The sequence below is a fragment of the Microbacterium xerophyticum genome, assembly GCF_053543555.1.
Genome location: NZ_JBLVOB010000007.1, coordinates 68,142 through 85,458, shown reverse-complemented (window position 1 = coordinate 85,458; position 17,317 = coordinate 68,142). Strand labels below are relative to the sequence as shown.

Below are 17,317 nucleotides of genomic sequence, written 5' to 3'. Positions count from 1 at the left end.
CCCCGCGCGCCGCAGGCATCGTCGTCGACGGACCGGTCACCGATCTCTCCGCCATCGCTAACGGCACCGTGCCGGTCTACGCGACCGGAACGACTGCCCGCACGACCAAGCTGCTCGGTGCGGACCAACCGCGCCACGGGGTGACGGTGGTGATCGCGGGGGTCACGGTCCGCCCCGGGGACATCGTTCTGGGAGACGAGAACGGGGTGCTCGTCATAGCCCCGGACCGCTTCGACCCCCGCGTCGTCGAGACAGCTCGAGCCTCCGATGAGGCCGAGCCGGCGATACTCGACCGGATCGCTCGCGGGGATGACCTCGCCCAGATCCTCACCCTCACCGCACGTCCGTACGACCATGGAACTGAACTCGCATGACCTCTCCTGACAGCATTGCCGCTCCCTCCGCCGGACACCTCATCGTCAAGCAACTGGAACGCGAGGGCGTCGCCCGCGTGTATGCGGTTCCGGGAGAGTCCTACCTCGACGTCCTCGACGGCCTCCACGATTCGACCATCGACACGGTTGTCACTCGCCACGAGGGCGGCGCCGGCTTCATGGCCCTCGCTGAGGGGCGGCTGACCGGGACCCCTGGGGTTGCGATGGTTACCCGCGGTCCAGGAGCTGCAAACGCATTCATCGCCGTCCACACCGCGTGGCAGGATGGCACGCCCCTCGTCCTGTTCGTCGGACTGATCCCTGTCGCCGACCGCGGGAGAGAAGCGTTCCAGGAATTCGACCTCACCGGGTGGTTCGGATCCACGGCCAAGCACGTCGTCACACTCGACGACCCGACCTCCGCCGCACGAGTTGTTGCTGAGGCCATGCGAATCGCCCGCTCGGGACGTCCTGGCCCAGTCGTCGTTGGCCTGCCCGAGGACGTCATCCGTCTCTCCGCCGAAGGTGCGAACACCGTAGCCCCGGCGCCCGTACCGCCCATCCGCCCCTCGGCGGCCGCTATCACCGACCTTGCCGACAGGCTCCGCGTCGTCGAGCGTCCGGTCATCGTCGTGGGGGGAGAGGGATGGACGGGGGAGGCCGGTCAGGGGTTGGCGGAGTGGGCGCATGAGCATGCTGTTCCGCTCCTTTCAGACTTCCGCGCGTACGATGCCGTTCCCCACGAACTCGCCGGTGGTAGTAGCAGTTATGCCGGCTCTCTCGGGTACGGGCGATCCGACCATGCCGCGGACCTGTTTGACGATGCTGACCTCGCGATCTTCATTGGGACGGGACGTACCGATGTGCTCAGCGATGGCTACCGCATCGGCCACGGTGCCTTCACCGTGCTCGTCGTGCCCACTGACCCATTTGGACACTCTGGACGCATTGACCAGCAGATCGCAGCGGACCCGGCGGGCTTCGTCGCGGCGCTTCCTGCCCTAAGCGCGGCGCTGGGGGATGCCTCGTTCGACCGAGGCCGATTCGACGGCGCCATCGCCGACCGACGCCGATTCACCACACCCGAGTCCGTGACGGACTCCGACGACGGCTACGCCGATCTCGAAGGCATCATGGCGACCTTGCGTGAGGAAATGTCGGAAGACACCGTCGTCACGTTCGGTGCCGGCAACCATGCGATCTGGCCCGCCCGATACCTGGTCCACCGCAGCGCATCGTCGCTCGTCGCTCCGCGCAATGGGGCGATGGGAATGGGTATCCCGGCGGCCGTTGCGGCAGCGCTCGTCACCCCGGGTCGGGAGGTCCTCTCCATCGCTGGAGACGGATGCTTCCTCATGAATGGGCAAGAGATCGCAACGGCCATCGCGTATGGGGCTGCGTTCATCGCCGTGGTCGTCGACAACGGTGTTTTCGCGACAATCCGCGAACACCAGGAGGCGCACTACCCCGGGCGCCCTTCGGGCACGCATCTCACCAACCCCGATTTTGCCGCGCTGGCTCGCTCGTACGGCGGACATGGGGAGACGGTCACGCGCACTTCCCAGTTCCGCGACGCATACCAGCGCGCGCGCGCGAGCGCGCTGCCCGCCGTAATCCACGTCCGACAGGACCCGACCGTCCGTGCCCCCGCATGAACCAACCCGAGGATGCTCCCATGACCTCTCCCCGCCTCACCGAACTGACGCCCGAGCTCGATGACCGGGCCTTCCTCGCCGACTTCGACACCATGAGCGCGTTCGGCGCAACCGAGGCGGGCGGCGTTGACCGACAGGCAGCATCCGATGCAGACATATCCCAGCGACGATGGTTCGCAGAATTGCTCGAGTCACGTGGACTCCGCGTGGAGTACGACCGCATCGGAAACCAGTTCGGGCTCCTCGAGGTCATCCCGGGTGCGCCGTATGTAGTGGTCGGGTCGCACATGGATTCCCAGCCGACAGCCGGCCGCTTCGACGGCGCGTACGGTGTGCTGGCGGCCGCATATGCGGCTTTCCGTGTCGCTGCTCGGTGGACCGAAGCCGCCACGAGGCCTCAGTACAACATCGCTGTCGTCAATTGGTTCAACGAAGAGGGCTCGCGGTTCGTCCCATCCATGATGGGATCCAGTGTCTATACCGGTGTCCTTCCAATCGAGGAGGCACTAGCGGTGCGTGACTCAACCGGGACCAGTGTCGCCGAAGCTCTCAGGCCGACCGGCTTCCTCGGCGAGGGTGACGGGCCGGAGGCAGTGAGTGCCGCCGAGATCCACATCGAGCAGGGGCGACTTCTCGAGGACGCGAACATCACCATCGGTCTGGTGACCGCTAGCTGGGCTGCGACGAAGTACGAAGTCGTCATCGATGGCGAGCAGGCGCACTCCGGCGCCACGGTCATGGCTGACCGCCGTGACGCGCTCTACGGGGCCGCACTGCTCGTTGCCTTCGCACGGCAGCTCGCAGACCGGTTCCCCGGCCAGTTGCACACCTCGGTGGGCAAGCTCGACGTGTACCCGAACTCGCCGGTCGTGGTCGCGTCCCGCGTCACGCTGCTGCTCGATCTGCGCACCCCGGATGAGTCGGTCCTCGCCGAAGCCAACACTCTCCTCGCCGCCGAGATCGACCGGATCCGCGTCAACGCCAACGTCGAAGTACAGGAGACGCTCTCGCACGCGTGGGGGATCAATCCCTACCAGCCTGAAGGGGTTGACCTCGCGAGATCCGCTGCTAATTCGCTCGGACACCGCTCGGCCGAGATTCTCACGGTCGCCGGCCACGACTCCATCAACATGAAAGAACGAGTTCCGACTGTCATGCTTTTCGTCCCATCCATCGAAGGGATCTCCCACAACGAGGGAGAATCCACACGGCCCGAGGACATGCTCGCGGGCCTCGAGGTACTGACTGACGTTGTTGCCCGCCTTGCGGACGGAGCGCTCGCATGACCCGTTACGCCGTGGTTGACCCCGCCACCGGGCGCCTTCTCCAGGAGCACCCGCAGGCGACCGATGCAGGCATCGCAGATGCGGTGTCCGCGGCGCACACGGCATTCAAATCTTGGCGCACCCTCGCTGTGGAAGAACGTGCGGCGGTTTTGCGAAGGGCCGCGGCGCTGTATCGGGAGGAGCGAACCGAACTGGCGCGGATCGCGACGCGAGAGATGGGGAAGACGCACGCGCAGGCGCTCGGCGAGGTCGATCTCGTCGCCGACATCTTCGACTACTACGCGGACCGCGGCCCGGCAATCCTCGTCGACCGCGTCATCGACACCTCACCCGGGACGGCGGTGGTGCGGTCGGCGCCGGTCGGTGTAATCCTCGGGATCATGCCGTGGAACTACCCGTACTATCAGGTCGCCCGGCTCGCGGCGCCGAACCTGTTGCTCGGCAACACATTGCTCATCAAACCCGCCCCGGCGTGCCCAGCGTCAGCCGCTGCCATTGACGACATCCTTCGCCGCGCGGGCGCACCCGACGGCGTCCACACGCGGCTCCTCGCCTCGGAGGCGCAGATCGCCGATGTCATCGAACGGCCTGAGGTCCAGGGGATCTCCCTGACCGGATCCGAGAGAGCAGGTCGAGCTGTCGCATCACTGGCCGGGGCCGCAGGCAAGAAGGTGGTGCTCGAGCTCGGCGGCTCTGACCCGTTCATCGTCCTTCCAGACGCCGACCTCGATGCCGCGGTGGAGGCCGCGGTGTTCGGAAGGATGCAGAACGCAGGCCAGGCATGCACCGCGTCCAAGCGATTTATTGTTCACGCCGACGTCTACGATGCCTTCACCTCCGCCTTCACCTCGGCGGTCGCCCGTCTCCGAGTCGGCGATCCGTCCGACGAGGTTGACATGGGGCCGCTGTCGTCGGCTGCGGCAGCCGCTACGGTCGTCGAGCAGATCGAGGATGCGGTCGCCCAAGGCGCGCGTGTTCTCATAGGAGGCCACAAGGTCCCCCGCACGGGTGCATTTGTCGCCCCTACTGTCCTCGTCGATGTACCGGATTCAGCGCGCGCCTACCGTGAGGAAGTCTTCGGCCCCGTGGCGGTCGTTCACCGCGTGGCGAACCTCGACGAGGCTGTCGCCCTCGCCAACGACACACCGTACGGCCTCGGGAGCGTCGTCTTCGGCGATGATCTCGAGGATCTCTCATCGGTCGTGGACCGACTCGAGGTGGGTATGGTCGCCGTGAATGGCGCGTCTATGACTCAACCAGACACCCCGTTCGGGGGTGTGAAGGCCTCGGGGTTTGGTCGGGAGCTCGGTGAGTTTGGGCTCTTCGAGTTCGCGAACCGCAAGCTGATCCGAACGTTGTCGATCCGAAGCCGCGTTCGCGAGGACCGAGCCGCAGTGGCGGACGAGCTTGAGTGAGTCTCAAGCGCCTCTAGACTGCGTGGATGACATCGATGCGACGGCGGCTGAGTCGAGCGCAGTGTCGACAACAGCTGCTCGAAACGGCAGAGTCGTTGTTCGCCGCGCACGGGTACGGCGCGGCCACGATGAGGAACGTTGCGCGGGACGGCGGCGTCACGCGAGCCTTCGTGTGTGAGAAATTTTCCAGCCCCGAAGATATCCGGGTTGAGGGCACCCGTCGTGCGGACGGCGAGCTCAAGCCGCGTTTGGCGCTACTCGCAACGGAAACGGATGTCGCTGCCTCCATCGAGGATGTCGCGGAGACCTCGTCTTCGGCTTGTTGGAGAGTGGGTCGAGGAGTCGGTGGGTGCATCTTTTCGCATCGATCCTTGCCACCCCGTCGGGTGCGGCTACCGGGCTGCTCGAGATGCGCCGCGCGATAATCCTTCGCCTTGGAGACGTGGGTCTCCGGTTTCGAACCGAAGTGAGCCGAGAGTACATCGAGGCGCGGGCCTAAATGGTGAGCGGCATCGGCGAACAACCGGAACGGTGGCTCACGCAACCCGAGTTCCCGCGGGCACAGGCCGCCTATCGACGGGACCTACGCAATCACCTCATCGACGCGCACCTTGAGGACTCTGCAGACGGTAACCTGCGTTTGCAGCAGCTCTATTGTGCGCCGAGAACATCGATATGACGCCGACCACTGACCCAACACGACACGAGCTTCGCCGACGCTCTGCAGACCAATTGAGCGCCGACTTCTCGTGGGCGCTCAGGCTCATCTCCCATGGCGAGGCGCTGAGTCACACAGCGGCATTCATGGCGTTCGTGAAGATCGTCTTCCTCAAGTTCCAGTCTGACCGCGATGCGCACGAACACCCGCATCTCCGCGATGAAGACAGCGAGACCATCAGCGTCCCGGCAGACAGCGTGTGGTTCTCTGTGCGATGGATCGAGCGGATGGAGTCGGAGTCCGCAAGCCCGCTCGACGAGCTGCACTTCAAGCAGTTGATGGAAACCTTCGAGGAGGACATCGCCGCGATAAAGATGAAGCGCCTTTTTGAGAAGGGTGAGGGTCTCAATCTATCCGCCGAGACCATCAAGGCGCTCGTGGGCCGATTCGAGCGTGTTGACCTGTGCAGCATCGACGCAGACCTCAGCGGTCGCGTGTTCGAGACACTCCTCGACGTCGCCTTCCGAGGCAAGGACCGGGGCCAGTTCTTCACACCGCGCAGCGTCGTGAAGCTCGCGATTGGTCTCGCTGATCTGAAGGTGACCGGGGAGCGGCCGACCCGGGTGCTCGATGCGTGCTGCGGTACCGGAGGGTTCCTCGTCGAAGCCCTGTCCGACATGTCGGCGAAGGCGACGAAGCTTCCTCGGAGCGCGTCGCAGATCGATGAGCTTCAGGGGAAGATCCAGCGCTCCATCATGGGGGTGGATGTGGCACAGAATCCGGCGCTCGCCCGCGTTGCGCGCATCAACATGCACCTGCTCGGAGTTACGGACAGCAAGATCTTCCAGCTGGATGCGCTGGACAAGTCCGTCAGTGGGGCGGACACGGACGATCTGGAGACATCGCGCGAGATGGATGAGTTCCGCTCGTTGTTGGCCCTGGGACAGTACCTCGGGAGCGACGGGCAGCCTCAGGGGGCCGTCGATGTGGTTCTCAGCAACCCGCCGTCTGCGAAAGATTACAACCGGCGTGAGAAGAGTGAAGAACATGTTCTGGCCGACTAAAATCTGGCCCACCGACGCGAGGGGAGTGCGATAGAGCCACTGCAGGGGCTGAGCGCTGACATCTTGTTCCTCGAGCGTTACCACGATCTTCTCGCCCCTGGGGGGCAGCTCGTCGCCGTGCTTGACGACGAAATTCTCGGCGCGAACGACAACGCCTTCGTCCGCGAGTGGATCCGGAAGCAATGGCTCGTCAAGGCGGTTGTCAGCCTCCCGGGTGACGCCTTCGACAGCTCCGAGGCGCGGGTGAAGACGTCCATCCTGGTTCTCGAGAAGAAGCGCGACGGGAGCGAGATCCAGCCGGATGTGTTCATGTACTACTGCGGATTCGTGGGGATGGATGACTCCCCGCGTCAGCACAGGCTTCCCTTCGACGTCAACCGCGCCAAGGCCATCGAAGAGATCGAAACGGTCAATCGCCTTACGCCGCATTCCGCAGCGGCGAGGCCGAGGCTGCACCCTGGACCGTGAGGGCAGAAGACCTCGGCGACAGGCTCGATGTCAAAGCCAACCTCGTCCGTCCTGGTGAACGAGTCGACGCCTGGAAGGAGGTGGGACTCACGGTCGTGTCGGTCGATAGAGTACTCGCCCCGGTGACATCGCTGACGGTTCCCGGGTCTGACGAAGAGGGGCGGGCCACCTTCTTGCGGGTGCGTGGTGACGGGCTCTGCGAGGCCGGTGACGATTTCTGGTTGGGCGGTGCAGCGCCGCTGGAGTTCACACGGGTGCGCACCGGTGACTTGGTCTTCAGCCATACGAACACTGTTCATGGTGCAGTGGGCATCGTGCCACAGGAGCTCGACGGATGCGTGGTCACCAACGAGTACTTCGTATGCCGAGCGGTGGACGAAAAGGACGCCCCGGTCGTCTGGACGCTTCTGCGCTCGACGCAAGCTCGTGCTGATCTCATCGCGCTCGCGACGGGGATCGGACAAACGCGAGTGTCGTGGAGCGAGATCTCGGAATTGCAGTTGCCCTGGCCCGATGAGCCGCTGCGGAAGGTGATCCGTGACGCCTTCGCGGAAGCAAACGAGGCCGAACGTCGAGCTCAGCAACTGCGGCTCGAGACCGCGCTCAAGGTGTCGGACCAGCTTGGGCTCGCCCCCGCAAGAGCGCACGAGGTGGTCTCGGCGTTCCAGCCTCCGCGATAGCAGGCCTCAACGTGACTTTCGCGAGGTGAAGCTCCGCGCCGCCACGCGAGGCTCATAGTTCCCACTCTGCTGGGTGGACCTGCGGTCGCATTTCTGCGAAGTTCCCCTCGTATGCCACGAGCACGAATGCTCGCCACGCCGACTGTCGCGAGGAGTGTGTACGATTAGACACATCGGCCCGTGCCTCTCTTGGTGCGCGGCTATGCCGATAGAGGTCAACGCGACCTCTCCCAAGATCGCTGGCGGAGGCTGCCCCGTGAACAAGATTGCAACGCGACTCTTTTCCCCCGTGACGGTGGCGGGCACCGAGATGGCGAACCGTGTGTGGGTTGCGCCCATGTGTCAGTACAGGGCGAGCGATGGGGTCCCTAATGACTGGCATCGTGCTCACCTCTCCGCTTTCGCAGAGGGGGGCTTCGGACTGATCTTGACGGAGTCGACGGCGATCAATGCAGAAGGTCGCATCACTCCGGGCGACACCGGGCTGTGGAACGGGGATCAACAGGAGGCGTGGTCGCGTGTCGTGGAGAGTGTGCATGCGCGCGGAGCTCTCATCGGCGTGCAACTAGGGCACGCGGGACGCAAGGCAAGCACGCATCGCCCTGTCGATGGTGAAGGTTCGGTGCCGCTGGCCGAAGGCGGTTGGGCGACTGTTGCACCGTCATCGGTGGCATTCGGCGCTTACGCGTTGCCCGAGCCCCTTGTAATCGATGGGATATCTCAGATAGTTGCCGAGTTTGGGGATGCTGCGGTTCGCGCGGTCGCCGCGGGGTTCGATGTCATCGAGATTCATGCCGCGCACGGATACCTGTTGCATCAGTTCCTCTCACCTTCTCAGCAACAAGCGCGCCGATGACTACGGCGGTTCGTTGCAGAATCGTGCGCGCATGCTCCTCGAGGTTGTTCGCGAGGTGCGCCGGGCCGCGCCCGAGGTCCCTCTTTTCGTCCGAGTGTCAGCGACGGACTGGGAGCCCGATGGTATCTCGCTTGAAGATACGCAGCGGGTGTGCGTATGGCTCAGGGGGGCCGGCGTGGACTTCATCGATGTCTCGACCGGGGGAAACGCTCCTCACTCTGAGATCCCGGTTGCGCCGGGGTATCAGGTGGGATTCGCGCAAGGCATCCGATATGCGAGTGGGCTCCCTGTCAGTGCAGTGGGCCTCATCACGGAGCCGCACCAGGGCGAGCAGATCCTCTCTCAGGGGGATGTCGACGCGGTGATGATCGGCCGGGCAGCTCTCGCCGATCCGCAGTGGCCACTGCACGCCGCCAGGCTGCTCAGCGATGCCCGCGGACGCACGCCTTCCACATGTTCGGCCTGACATACATGTGTCGCACTCTCCGCCGTAGCGACGTCTTCAATTAAGTCGTGTACCTCGCGGGCACGGCCCCACCCACTTTCGAAGGAACTTGTTATGCGCGGTCGCCCCGCCCTTGCTCTTGCCATGCTGATCTTCGTACCCGGGTTGGGTATCTCCTCCTGGGTCACTCGATCCCCAGACCTGCGCGATGGGCTGGGGGCGAGTACGTATGAGGTCGGGTTGATCCTGCTCGGTCTGTCGATTGGCTCGATGATCGGCATCCTCGGCTCCGGACCGCTCGTTGCCAAGTTCAGCACGAGACCCGTGATCGTCGCTGGTTCGGCATCCATTGTGCTTGGCGTCGCGTTGGTGGGAGTCGGTGGCTTCGTGCAGGAGGGCATCGTGGTCGCCGCCGGCCTGTTCTTCTTCGGACTGGGGAGGGGCGGGGGAGAGGTGGGGCTGAATGTCGCCGGTGCTGAACTCGAACAGGAGAGAGGCAAAGACTTCCTCCCTACCCTTCACGGGTGCTTCAGCCTCGGGACTGTGGTGGGAGCAGTCGCCGGGATGATCTGCACCGCCCTTTCTGTGCCGATCATTCTGCACCTGGGGGGCGCCGCCATTCTCGGTGCGGTGATTCTCGTTGTCGCTACGCCCGGCCTTCGGGGGGACGTGGGCCGACAGTCGCGGGGCACCAGGAAGGACGCTTCCATTGCCCAGGTACTGCGTGACCCGAAGCTGCTGGTCATCGGCCTGGTTGTTCTTGCAATGGCCTTCGCGGAGGGTACAGCGAACGACTGGCTTCCGTTGCTCATGGTTGACGGGCATGGGTTCGATCCTGCATCCGGTTCGGCCATGTACGCGATCTTCGCGGCATCGATGACAGTGGGTCGCTTCACCGGAGGCTGGCTGGGCGGCAAGCTCTCGCGGTCGACGCTGTTGGCGGGCAGTGCAGTGCTCGGCGCCATCGGGCTCGCAGTTGTGATCTTCGTCGACCAGCCCGCCATCGTTCTTCTGGCAATCGTGCTGTGGGGTTTGGGTGCGTCCCTCGGCTTCCCGCTTGCGCTGTCGGCCGCCGGAGCGTCCGGAGAGAACTCCGCTGCACGAGTGAGTTTCGCCTCCATCGTGGGGTACACCGCGTTCCTTGTGGGGCCTCCTCTTCTGGGCACCCTCGGCGAGGAAGTCGGACTCCGTGGGGCGATGATCGTCGTGCTTGTCGCAGTAGCCGCCGCGATCTTCGCTGCACCCGCGACGCGAGAAGAGCGTCGAGTGCCTGAGCTGGCTTCTCGCGGCTGAGTCCTCTGGACCAACCGCTTCAGCGACCTGTGTTGTCGAAATAGTTTCACGAAGGGAAAAGTAATGTCTGAACAGGATGTGTTGAAGGTTCTCGTGTTGGGGGCGAGCGGGAAGGCGGGATCGCTCGTCGCGGAGAAGGTGGAAGCGGCCGGACATTCGGCGCGGAGGGCGTCGCGCTCAAGCGCAGTCCCGTTCGATTGGGATGATCGCAGTACGTGGGGACCGGCCCTGACGGCTGTTGACGCCGTCTTCTTCCTCCCCACGGAGACGCTCGGGCTGGAGGACAGGGCTGCGTTCGTTGCGGCGGTGGAGGCCGCGGGAGTGAAGCGCATCGTCCAGCTGTCGGTTCGGGGAGTCGGAGACCCGGCCGCTTTCGACCCGTCCGAGCAAGCGGTTGTGGGCTCGTCTCTGGGGTGGACCCTGCTCCGCCCGTGCTGGTTCGCGCAAGATTTTTCCGCCAAGGAGTATTTCCTCGATGGCGTGCGGGAGGGCACGCTCGCCACCCCGGCCGGTGACGGCCTCGAGCCCTTCATCCACGCGGAGGACATCGCGGATGTCGCAGTGGCAGCGCTGCTCTCCTCGGATCATGAAGGCAAGGTCTACGAGCTTTCCGGACCGGAGCTGCTGAGCTTCGCCGAGGCCCTCGCGATTATTGGCGAGGTCACCGGGCGCGAGCTCAAGCACATCGACGCAACGGCCGACGATAGCGCCGCCACCCTCGAGAAGAATGGGCACCCGGCCGCCGCCGCGCGCGCCGTGGCCGAGTTCCTCCAGGCGATTTCTACGGGTGCGGACGCGTATCTCAGCACGGGTGTTCACGACGCCATCGGCACCCAGCCCCGCACGTTCCGCTCGTACGCCGAAGCGGCCGCCACGCGCGGAGACTGGGATCGACCGTAGCAGCACCGCAGGGATGCGATCACTCGCCCTTCACGTCGCCGTTGCAGGGGTGCGACGTGACCCGATCATGTGGTGAGTGCCACAGTGCCGACTCATGGCGCCCGTCTGGTCTAGACACCGTATAGGCCGGGAGAGCTGACACCACGAAGGCCGCAGATTTGTTCTGCGGCCTTCGTGGTTGCGGATGGAAATCGTCCCGCAAGATGTCAGCCTCTCAGGGCCGGGCGGCGACGTCAGCTACCGTCGCGGAAGTCACTGATCGTCGTCGCGCTGAGGCGCGGGTCCTCGAAGGTGACCGCGCAGCCCTGCCCGTTCGGCGACTGTGCTTCGAAGCCGATTTCGAGGGGAGCATCAACCGAGGGGAACGCGAACGCGCGAACAAAAACCCACTTCTTCCCATCGTGAGAGGCATGCTGGGCAAGCACTTTGCCCTTCCTTGAGATGCGAAGGTGGATGGTCCGCCCGTCGACGACGAACGCGTTGGCGTCGTCTGAGACTCCATGGTTGACGACGGTGACGACCATGGGATCGTTCTCGTGCGAGTACTCGAAGCACAATTTCGCCCACGTCTTCTCATCGTGCCGAAGGAAGAGGACTCCCGCGTCGAACTTCTCCTGGAAGTCGACCGTCACCTTCGCGCTGAGCTGGAAATCACCGTCCGGGGCCTGAGTGAGCAACGTCGCAGCGTTGTGCAGCGTCGTCGATGTGACCTGCGAGTCCACTCCGCCCGGATCCGTGAAGATGTCCGTGCCCGGAAGCCCGCCGGTTGTCACGCGGCCACTTGCGGGGTCGACATCCCAGGAGCTTCCGGCGGAGGCAGTGAACGAACCGGGCACACCGGGAATCTGATGGGTCATTGGGTTTCCTTTTCTTGGTCAGTCATGGGGAAGGCTGCAGCAAGGGCGTGGATTGCGGTCAGCACGTCCTCCTTGCGGATCGGACGATTCTCGAACTCGCGATGCATCGGCCAACCCTCCACCAGGGCGTCGATGGCACGAGCAGCTGACCCGGAGAAATGGGGGGCCAGGCTCTGTCGGCTGCGCTGTGTCCACTCACCGGTCAAAGCGGAGATCTTCTCGCTGTGGCGGGCATAGGCATACATTTCGAAGATCAGCACCATGGAGCGATGATCGGCGTAGTCGCCGCAGATGAGGTCTGCGACTGCCTCCGCTGCTTCGGCGGCATTGGTGACACGTGCCATGCGCGCGTCGTAGATCTTGGACATGTCCGCGGCCAGCATCTCGAAGGCGCAGCCGTAGATGTCGTCGATGCTGGAGAAGTAGTACGTCAGCGAACCGGGGGAGACCGCGGCGGTTTCGGCGATCCGTGAGTGGCTTGCTTTGTTCACTCCCACGTCCGCGATCACGTCGAGTGCCGCGTGCAGGATGCGGGTGCGTCGGTCGGGGTCGTTCGGCACGTTACGTCGAGTAGCCATGACCGAATCCTCTCAGACCGGAAAAGATGTACCGCCACACCTGTGTGTGTGATCACACACAGACTACTTGAACGACGGCGGCAGATGCTAGTCCGTGGGGCTAGAGGCGACAGCTTCGTCGGCTGGTCACAGCCCGGCTACGAGGGACTCCAGGGCTCGGCGCGCATCGACCAGATCCACGCGGGCCAAACTGCGATAGGCATCAGTGACCTGCCCGGGCAAATCAAGGGAGGGGTCAGACAGCTTCTGCATCTGAAGTCCGTCCCAGAGCGCGATCATCTGGCGGGCGAACTGCTCGGGGTCCACATCCTCATGAGCACGTCCGGCGGCCTGGTCCCGCCGAAGCACCCAGGCGAAGTAGTCCCTGGTGCCTTTTTGATGCTTCGCGAACCATGCGTGTGCCGGGTGGTCGGGATCCGCGGCGTTCGCAGCTTGACTTGTGTAGAGGCGCATGCGCTGCGGGTGGCCCGCAGATGTGGTCGCAAGCATGGACACGACCTCAGCGACGTCCATGTTCTGCATGTCGGCTTCTTCGAAGACGCGGCGGTTGACCTCGTCAGCCTCTTCCAGCGCGGCAACAAGCACATGGTCACGCGTCGGAAAGTGGTAGGCGACCGTCGCCTCACTGACGCCGGCCACGTCGGCTACCTCTGCGAACCCGACGCGGGCGTCCCCGCGCTCGTTGATGAGCTGCAGCGCCGCGGCACCGATAGATGCTCGGCGTTGCAGGGTCTTCGCGTACGGACCTCGCTTTGCTCTCTCTCCGGCCATAGCAACATCGTATGGTACGACACTGAATTGTGCATCAGCACTAGCTTTTAGAGTGGGAAAGGAGTCGACCGCGCGTGGCGGAGTCGTTGACTTGCGCGCTAAAACATGTTCATACTATGTTTTGGGGCGTCCGCCCCCACGAGTAACTAGGAGCAATGATGCCCAGTGTCCAGCCCGAGCCTTCGGTCGTCGAGCCGAATCTGAAAGGCACCTCTGCGATCTATACGCAGAAGTGGCGCTTCCGGTCGTATCTGCTGTGGTACGTCCTCGCCGCGCTGCCGGTGTTCGCCCTGTGGGGGGCGATGCTCGGCATCGTCCTTCCCAATCACGTTCAAGCAATCGAGTTCGCCACCTGGTTCACCGGCGCGGATGCCAACACGAACCTCGTGGAGCTGCAGACTCTCAAGGCGCAGATCGACGCGGGGGCGGCCACCGCGACCGCGGAGCAGGCTCGACTGCTTGATCTTTACGCCCAGTTCGAAGCTGCCCGTGCCCAGAATCTCTCCATCGTGACGGCGGTCGGCGTCTTCGTCACCATGCTCGTCCAGCCGATTGCCGGGGTACTTTCGGACCGTACGCGTTCCCGTTTCGGACGCCGCGCCCCGTGGATGGCATTCGGTGCTGCAGCAGGACTGCTCGCACTCGTCGCACTGCGATACTCGACGTCCATCGCGCTGATCGTTCTCCTGTGGGCCGCTGTGCAGGCGTTGTTCAACATGGTGCAAGGCCCGCTGACAGCGACCGTCGCTGATCGCGTCCCCGAGCGGAGCATCGGCACAGCCAGCACGTTCTCAGGACTAGCGGGCATGGTCGGTGGCGTTCTCGGCAGTGTCGCCGCCGGTGTGTTGTACGGTCTTGTGCAGCTGAACATCTACATCGTCTTCGCTGTCCTCATTCTTGTGTTTGTCGCCCTGTTCATTCTCTTCGCACCGGATCGCTCCTCGAAGGACCTTGAGGTCGAACCGATCAAGCTCGGACAGTTCTTCGCATCGTTCCTCATCCCGCTGCGAGACGCGGACTACCGGTGGGTGTGGATCGGCAAGGTCGTCATGATGTGCGGGTACGGCATCTCGACCGCCTTCAGCTTCTTCATGCTGCAGAGCTACGTGCAGCCCGCCCTCAGCGCAGCCGAGGCCACCGCGCTCGCTCCCGTCATCGGACTGGTCGGCGTCCCCGGCACCATCCTCGCCATCGCCGTCGTCGGAAAATGGTCGGACAAGATCGGTCGACGCAAGCCATTCGTGTTCTGGTCGTCCATCCTGCTCGGCTTGTCTCTGCTGATCCCCTTCTTCTCGCCCACCGTTCCCGCACTCATCATTCAGGGGATCATCGCGGGAACAGCCTTCGGCGCCTACATGGTCGTCGATCAGGCCCTCTTCATCGATGTGATCAAAGACAAGCGGACCGCGGGACGTGACCTCGGCATGTCCGCCCTCGGCGGCAACCTCGGTCAAGCGCTCGCGCCCGTTCTTGCCGGTCAGCTGGTCGCCCTCTCCGGCGGCTACGGAATCGTGTGGCTCGTCGCAGCACCGGTCGTCTTCATCGCCGCGATAGTCATCCTTCCGGTGAAGCGCGTCAAGTAGCTCCATCAAGGCTGGGCTGGCAGCGTGCCTCGCCCCTTCCAGCCCAGCCAGGAGGCGATTCTCCGCCTCATCCCATATCCGGCCGACACAACACGGCATCAGAAAGGTACTTCGTGCATCCCCTCGTCTCCCACCTCTCCCTCCGCGAAAAAGCTGAGTTCGTCTCCGGAGCAACGTTCTGGACAACTCGCGCTATCGAGAAGCACGACGTCGAGTCCGCGACTCTGACAGACGGTCCGCACGGCGTACGGCACCAGCGAGCCGGTGCTGATCATCTCGGGATCAACGACAGCGAGCCCGCCACCAGCTTTCCAACGGCTGCGTCGACCGGATCGAGCTGGGATCCGTTGCTTCTCGAGAGGATGGGGCTGGCGCTGGGCGTCGAATCTCGACAGCTCGGCGTGGACGTGCTGCTCGGCCCTGGGGTGAACATCAAGCGATCCCCATTGTGCGGGAGGAACTTCGAGTACTTCTCCGAGGACCCGCTGCTTTCCGGTTCGCTCGGGGCGGCGTGGGTTCGCGGTGTTCAGTCCCAGGGCGTCGGGGCATCGGTCAAACACTTCGCCGCGAATAATCAAGAGACCAACCGCATGCGAATCAACGCGGCGGTCGACGAGCGCACGCTGCGAGAGATCTACCTCCCCGCGTTCGAACACGTTGTTCGCGACTCGCGCCCGGCAACAGTCATGTGCTCGTACAACAAGATCAACGGCACCTACGCGTCGCAGAATCGATGGCTTCTCACCGATGTGCTCCGCGATGAGTGGGGCTTCGAGGGGTACGTGGTGTCGGACTGGGGCGCGGTTGTCGATCCTGTCGCGGCCGTCGCCGCCGGCCTTGACCTGGAAATGCCCTCTTCGGGCGACCGAGGCCCAAGCCTTATTGAGGCGGCGGTCTCTGCGGGCGAGCTCGACGAGGCGCTCCTCGACCAAGCGGTCTCCCGCCTCCTCACCGTTCACGACCGCCTGCGCGACGACCGCACCGAAGTGACCGCGGATCTCGAGGCGCACCACCAGCTGGCACGTGAACTCGCTGCTGCAGGGTCGGTGCTCCTTGCCAACGAGGGCGACCTGCTTCCTCTGGACCCCGCACAGGGCGGCGACATCGCGGTGATGGGGGAGTTCGCCCGCACTCCCAGGTACCAGGGCGCAGGAAGCTCGCACATCGTTCCCACTCGCCTCGACGATGCTCTTGCGGCGATCACGGCAGCGACCACTCGTGAAGTGCGGTTCGCCCCCGGGTTCACCATCGAGGATGGTGATGACGCTGCTCTTCGGGCAGAGGCGACCGAAATCGCGCGCACAAGCGAGATCGTCCTGCTGTTCCTGGGTCTTCCCGATGAAGCTGAATCCGAGGGCTTCGACCGGACGGACCTCTTTCTTCCCCGCAACCAGCGCGAGCTCTTCGACGCCGTATACGCCGTCAACCCGAACGTTGTCGTGGTCCTCAGTAACGGATCGGTGGTCTCCCTCGAAGGTATCCGGGGCAAGGCGCCAGCGATCCTCGAGATGTGGCTCGCGGGCCAGGCCGGTGGCACCGCTGCAGCGGACATCGTGTTCGGCGCCGCAGAGCCCGGGGGACGCCTCGCCGAGACCATCCCTGTGTCCTTGGCGCACACCCCGGCATACGTCAACTGGCCCGGCTCCAACGGAACCGTCCGCTACGGGGAAGGTGTAGCGGTCGGCTACCGGTGGTACGACATCACTGAGCGGGAAGTGGCCTATCCATTCGGGTTCGGCCTGGGCTACACCACATTCGCATACACGGACCTGCGCGTGATCGCCGCAGATCCCGCCACAGCCCACGCCATCGTCGAAGTCACCGTCGAGAACACCGGGTCTCGCGCAGGCAGCGACGTGGTGCAGGTCTATGTCGGCGAAGATAGGCCCAGCGTGACCCGCGCGCCTCGCGAGCTGCGCGCCTTCAAGAAGGTGCATCTTGCCCCGGGGGAGCGGGAGACACTGACCTTTGAGCTGGACGACCGAGCGTTCGCGTGGTGGGGCGCGAGCGGCTGGACGGTGACACCTGGTTCCTATGCGGTCTCCGTGGGGCGGCACTCCCGCGACCTGTCGCTCGAGCAGTCCATCGTCCTGTTCACCCCGGAGCCGGTCGTCGCGCTTGCACCCGACTCCACCATTGGGGAGTGGATGTCACACCCCCGAGGGAGCGCGGTGGTGAGTGAGCTGTTCGAGTCGATGGCTGGCACGGGCGGTCTCCCCACAGATTCGGACACCCTGAAGCTCATCGAAGACATGCCGCTGCGCACGATGATCGGTTTTGGCGCAAGCGCCACGGACGGGGAGGAAGCGGTACGCCAGCTCCTCGCGCAAGTGGCGGAGTAGAACTCCGATACCCGTCCGACATCCACGCTGGGTCGAGAGAAGCATGACGCTCTCTCGGCACGGCGGTCAGCACTCACCATGACCCACCGCAG

General features: G+C 64.3%; 15 protein-coding genes and 1 pseudogene. 13 read left to right on the top strand and 3 right to left on the bottom strand.

The features are described from left to right. From ACNPNP_RS11875 to ACNPNP_RS11825, 11 genes and pseudogenes are all read left to right on the top strand, one after another. Positions 1–374: RraA family protein (locus ACNPNP_RS11875; protein WP_448966250.1), on the top strand; the 374-nt coding region annotated here is incomplete at its 5' end. After that, positions 371–2,029: a thiamine pyrophosphate-dependent enzyme gene (locus ACNPNP_RS11870; protein ID WP_448966249.1), complete on the top strand. Its 1,659-nt coding sequence runs from the start codon at positions 371–373 to the stop codon at positions 2,027–2,029. The genes ACNPNP_RS11875 and ACNPNP_RS11870, both read left to right, overlap by 4 nt. A gap of 20 nt (positions 2,030–2,049) precedes the next feature. Continuing rightward, the gene (locus ACNPNP_RS11865) at positions 2,050–3,315 is read left to right on the top strand and encodes a M20 family metallo-hydrolase (RefSeq protein ID WP_448966248.1); all 1,266 of its coding nucleotides are present in this window, start codon (positions 2,050–2,052) and stop codon (positions 3,313–3,315) included. Further along, positions 3,312–4,730 (top strand): aldehyde dehydrogenase family protein, encoded by a 1,419-nt coding sequence (locus tag ACNPNP_RS11860; RefSeq protein WP_448966247.1) that lies wholly within the window; start codon positions 3,312–3,314, stop codon positions 4,728–4,730. Before ACNPNP_RS11865 ends, ACNPNP_RS11860 begins: the two co-directional genes overlap by 4 nt. 26 nt (positions 4,731–4,756) lie before the next feature. After that, on the top strand, positions 4,757–5,155 hold the full coding sequence (locus ACNPNP_RS11855) for a TetR/AcrR family transcriptional regulator (protein ID WP_448966246.1): 399 nt from the start codon (positions 4,757–4,759) through the stop codon (positions 5,153–5,155). Positions 5,156–5,405: 250 nt separating this feature from the next. Then, positions 5,406–6,920 (top strand): annotated as a pseudogene (locus tag ACNPNP_RS11850) (HsdM family class I SAM-dependent methyltransferase). Next, positions 6,917–7,600 (top strand): restriction endonuclease subunit S domain-containing protein, encoded by a 684-nt coding sequence (locus ACNPNP_RS11845; protein WP_448966245.1) that lies wholly within the window; start codon positions 6,917–6,919, stop codon positions 7,598–7,600. Before ACNPNP_RS11850 ends, ACNPNP_RS11845 begins: the two are co-directional and overlap by 4 nt. Positions 7,601–7,856: 256 nt before the next feature. Beyond that, complete coding sequence (locus tag ACNPNP_RS11840; RefSeq protein ID WP_448966244.1) at positions 7,857–8,456, top strand: oxidoreductase; 600 nt, start codon at positions 7,857–7,859, stop codon at positions 8,454–8,456. After that, positions 8,344–8,922 carry an oxidoreductase gene (locus ACNPNP_RS11835; protein WP_448966243.1) on the top strand — a complete coding sequence of 193 codons (579 nt, stop codon included), beginning with the start codon at positions 8,344–8,346 and terminating at the stop codon, positions 8,920–8,922. Before ACNPNP_RS11840 ends, ACNPNP_RS11835 begins: the two co-directional genes overlap by 113 nt. A 123-nt stretch (positions 8,923–9,045) precedes the next feature. Then, entirely contained in the window at positions 9,046–10,194 is a 1,149-nt protein-coding gene (locus ACNPNP_RS11830) for an MFS transporter (RefSeq protein ID WP_448966242.1), read from the top strand. A gap of 63 nt (positions 10,195–10,257) precedes the next feature. Next, positions 10,258–11,094: an NAD(P)H-binding protein gene (locus ACNPNP_RS11825; RefSeq protein WP_448966241.1), complete on the top strand. Its 837-nt coding sequence runs from the start codon at positions 10,258–10,260 to the stop codon at positions 11,092–11,094. 233 nt (positions 11,095–11,327) lie between these two features. On the opposite strand, the gene ACNPNP_RS11820 is transcribed toward ACNPNP_RS11825, so the two are convergent. From ACNPNP_RS11820 to ACNPNP_RS11810, 3 genes are all read right to left on the bottom strand, one after another. Beyond that, positions 11,328–11,951: a DUF1349 domain-containing protein gene (locus ACNPNP_RS11820; protein WP_448966240.1), complete on the bottom strand. Its 624-nt coding sequence runs from the start codon at positions 11,949–11,951 to the stop codon at positions 11,328–11,330. Further along, the gene (locus ACNPNP_RS11815; protein ID WP_448966239.1) at positions 11,948–12,529 is read right to left on the bottom strand and encodes a TetR/AcrR family transcriptional regulator; all 582 of its coding nucleotides are present in this window, start codon (positions 12,527–12,529) and stop codon (positions 11,948–11,950) included. The genes ACNPNP_RS11820 and ACNPNP_RS11815 overlap by 4 nt, the downstream gene beginning before the upstream one ends. 126 nt (positions 12,530–12,655) lie before the next feature. Further along, complete coding sequence (locus ACNPNP_RS11810) at positions 12,656–13,300, bottom strand: TetR/AcrR family transcriptional regulator (RefSeq protein WP_448966238.1); 645 nt, start codon at positions 13,298–13,300, stop codon at positions 12,656–12,658. Positions 13,301–13,458: 158 nt separating this feature from the next. Here ACNPNP_RS11810 and ACNPNP_RS11805 point away from each other — a divergent pair, with 158 nt between their 5' ends. Both ACNPNP_RS11805 and ACNPNP_RS11800 read left to right on the top strand, forming a co-directional pair. Further along, the gene (locus ACNPNP_RS11805) at positions 13,459–14,883 is read left to right on the top strand and encodes an MFS transporter (RefSeq protein ID WP_448966237.1); all 1,425 of its coding nucleotides are present in this window, start codon (positions 13,459–13,461) and stop codon (positions 14,881–14,883) included. A gap of 113 nt (positions 14,884–14,996) precedes the next feature. Further along, positions 14,997–17,225 (top strand): glycoside hydrolase family 3 C-terminal domain-containing protein, encoded by a 2,229-nt coding sequence (locus tag ACNPNP_RS11800; RefSeq protein ID WP_448966236.1) that lies wholly within the window; start codon positions 14,997–14,999, stop codon positions 17,223–17,225. Positions 17,226–17,317 lie beyond the last annotated feature (92 nt).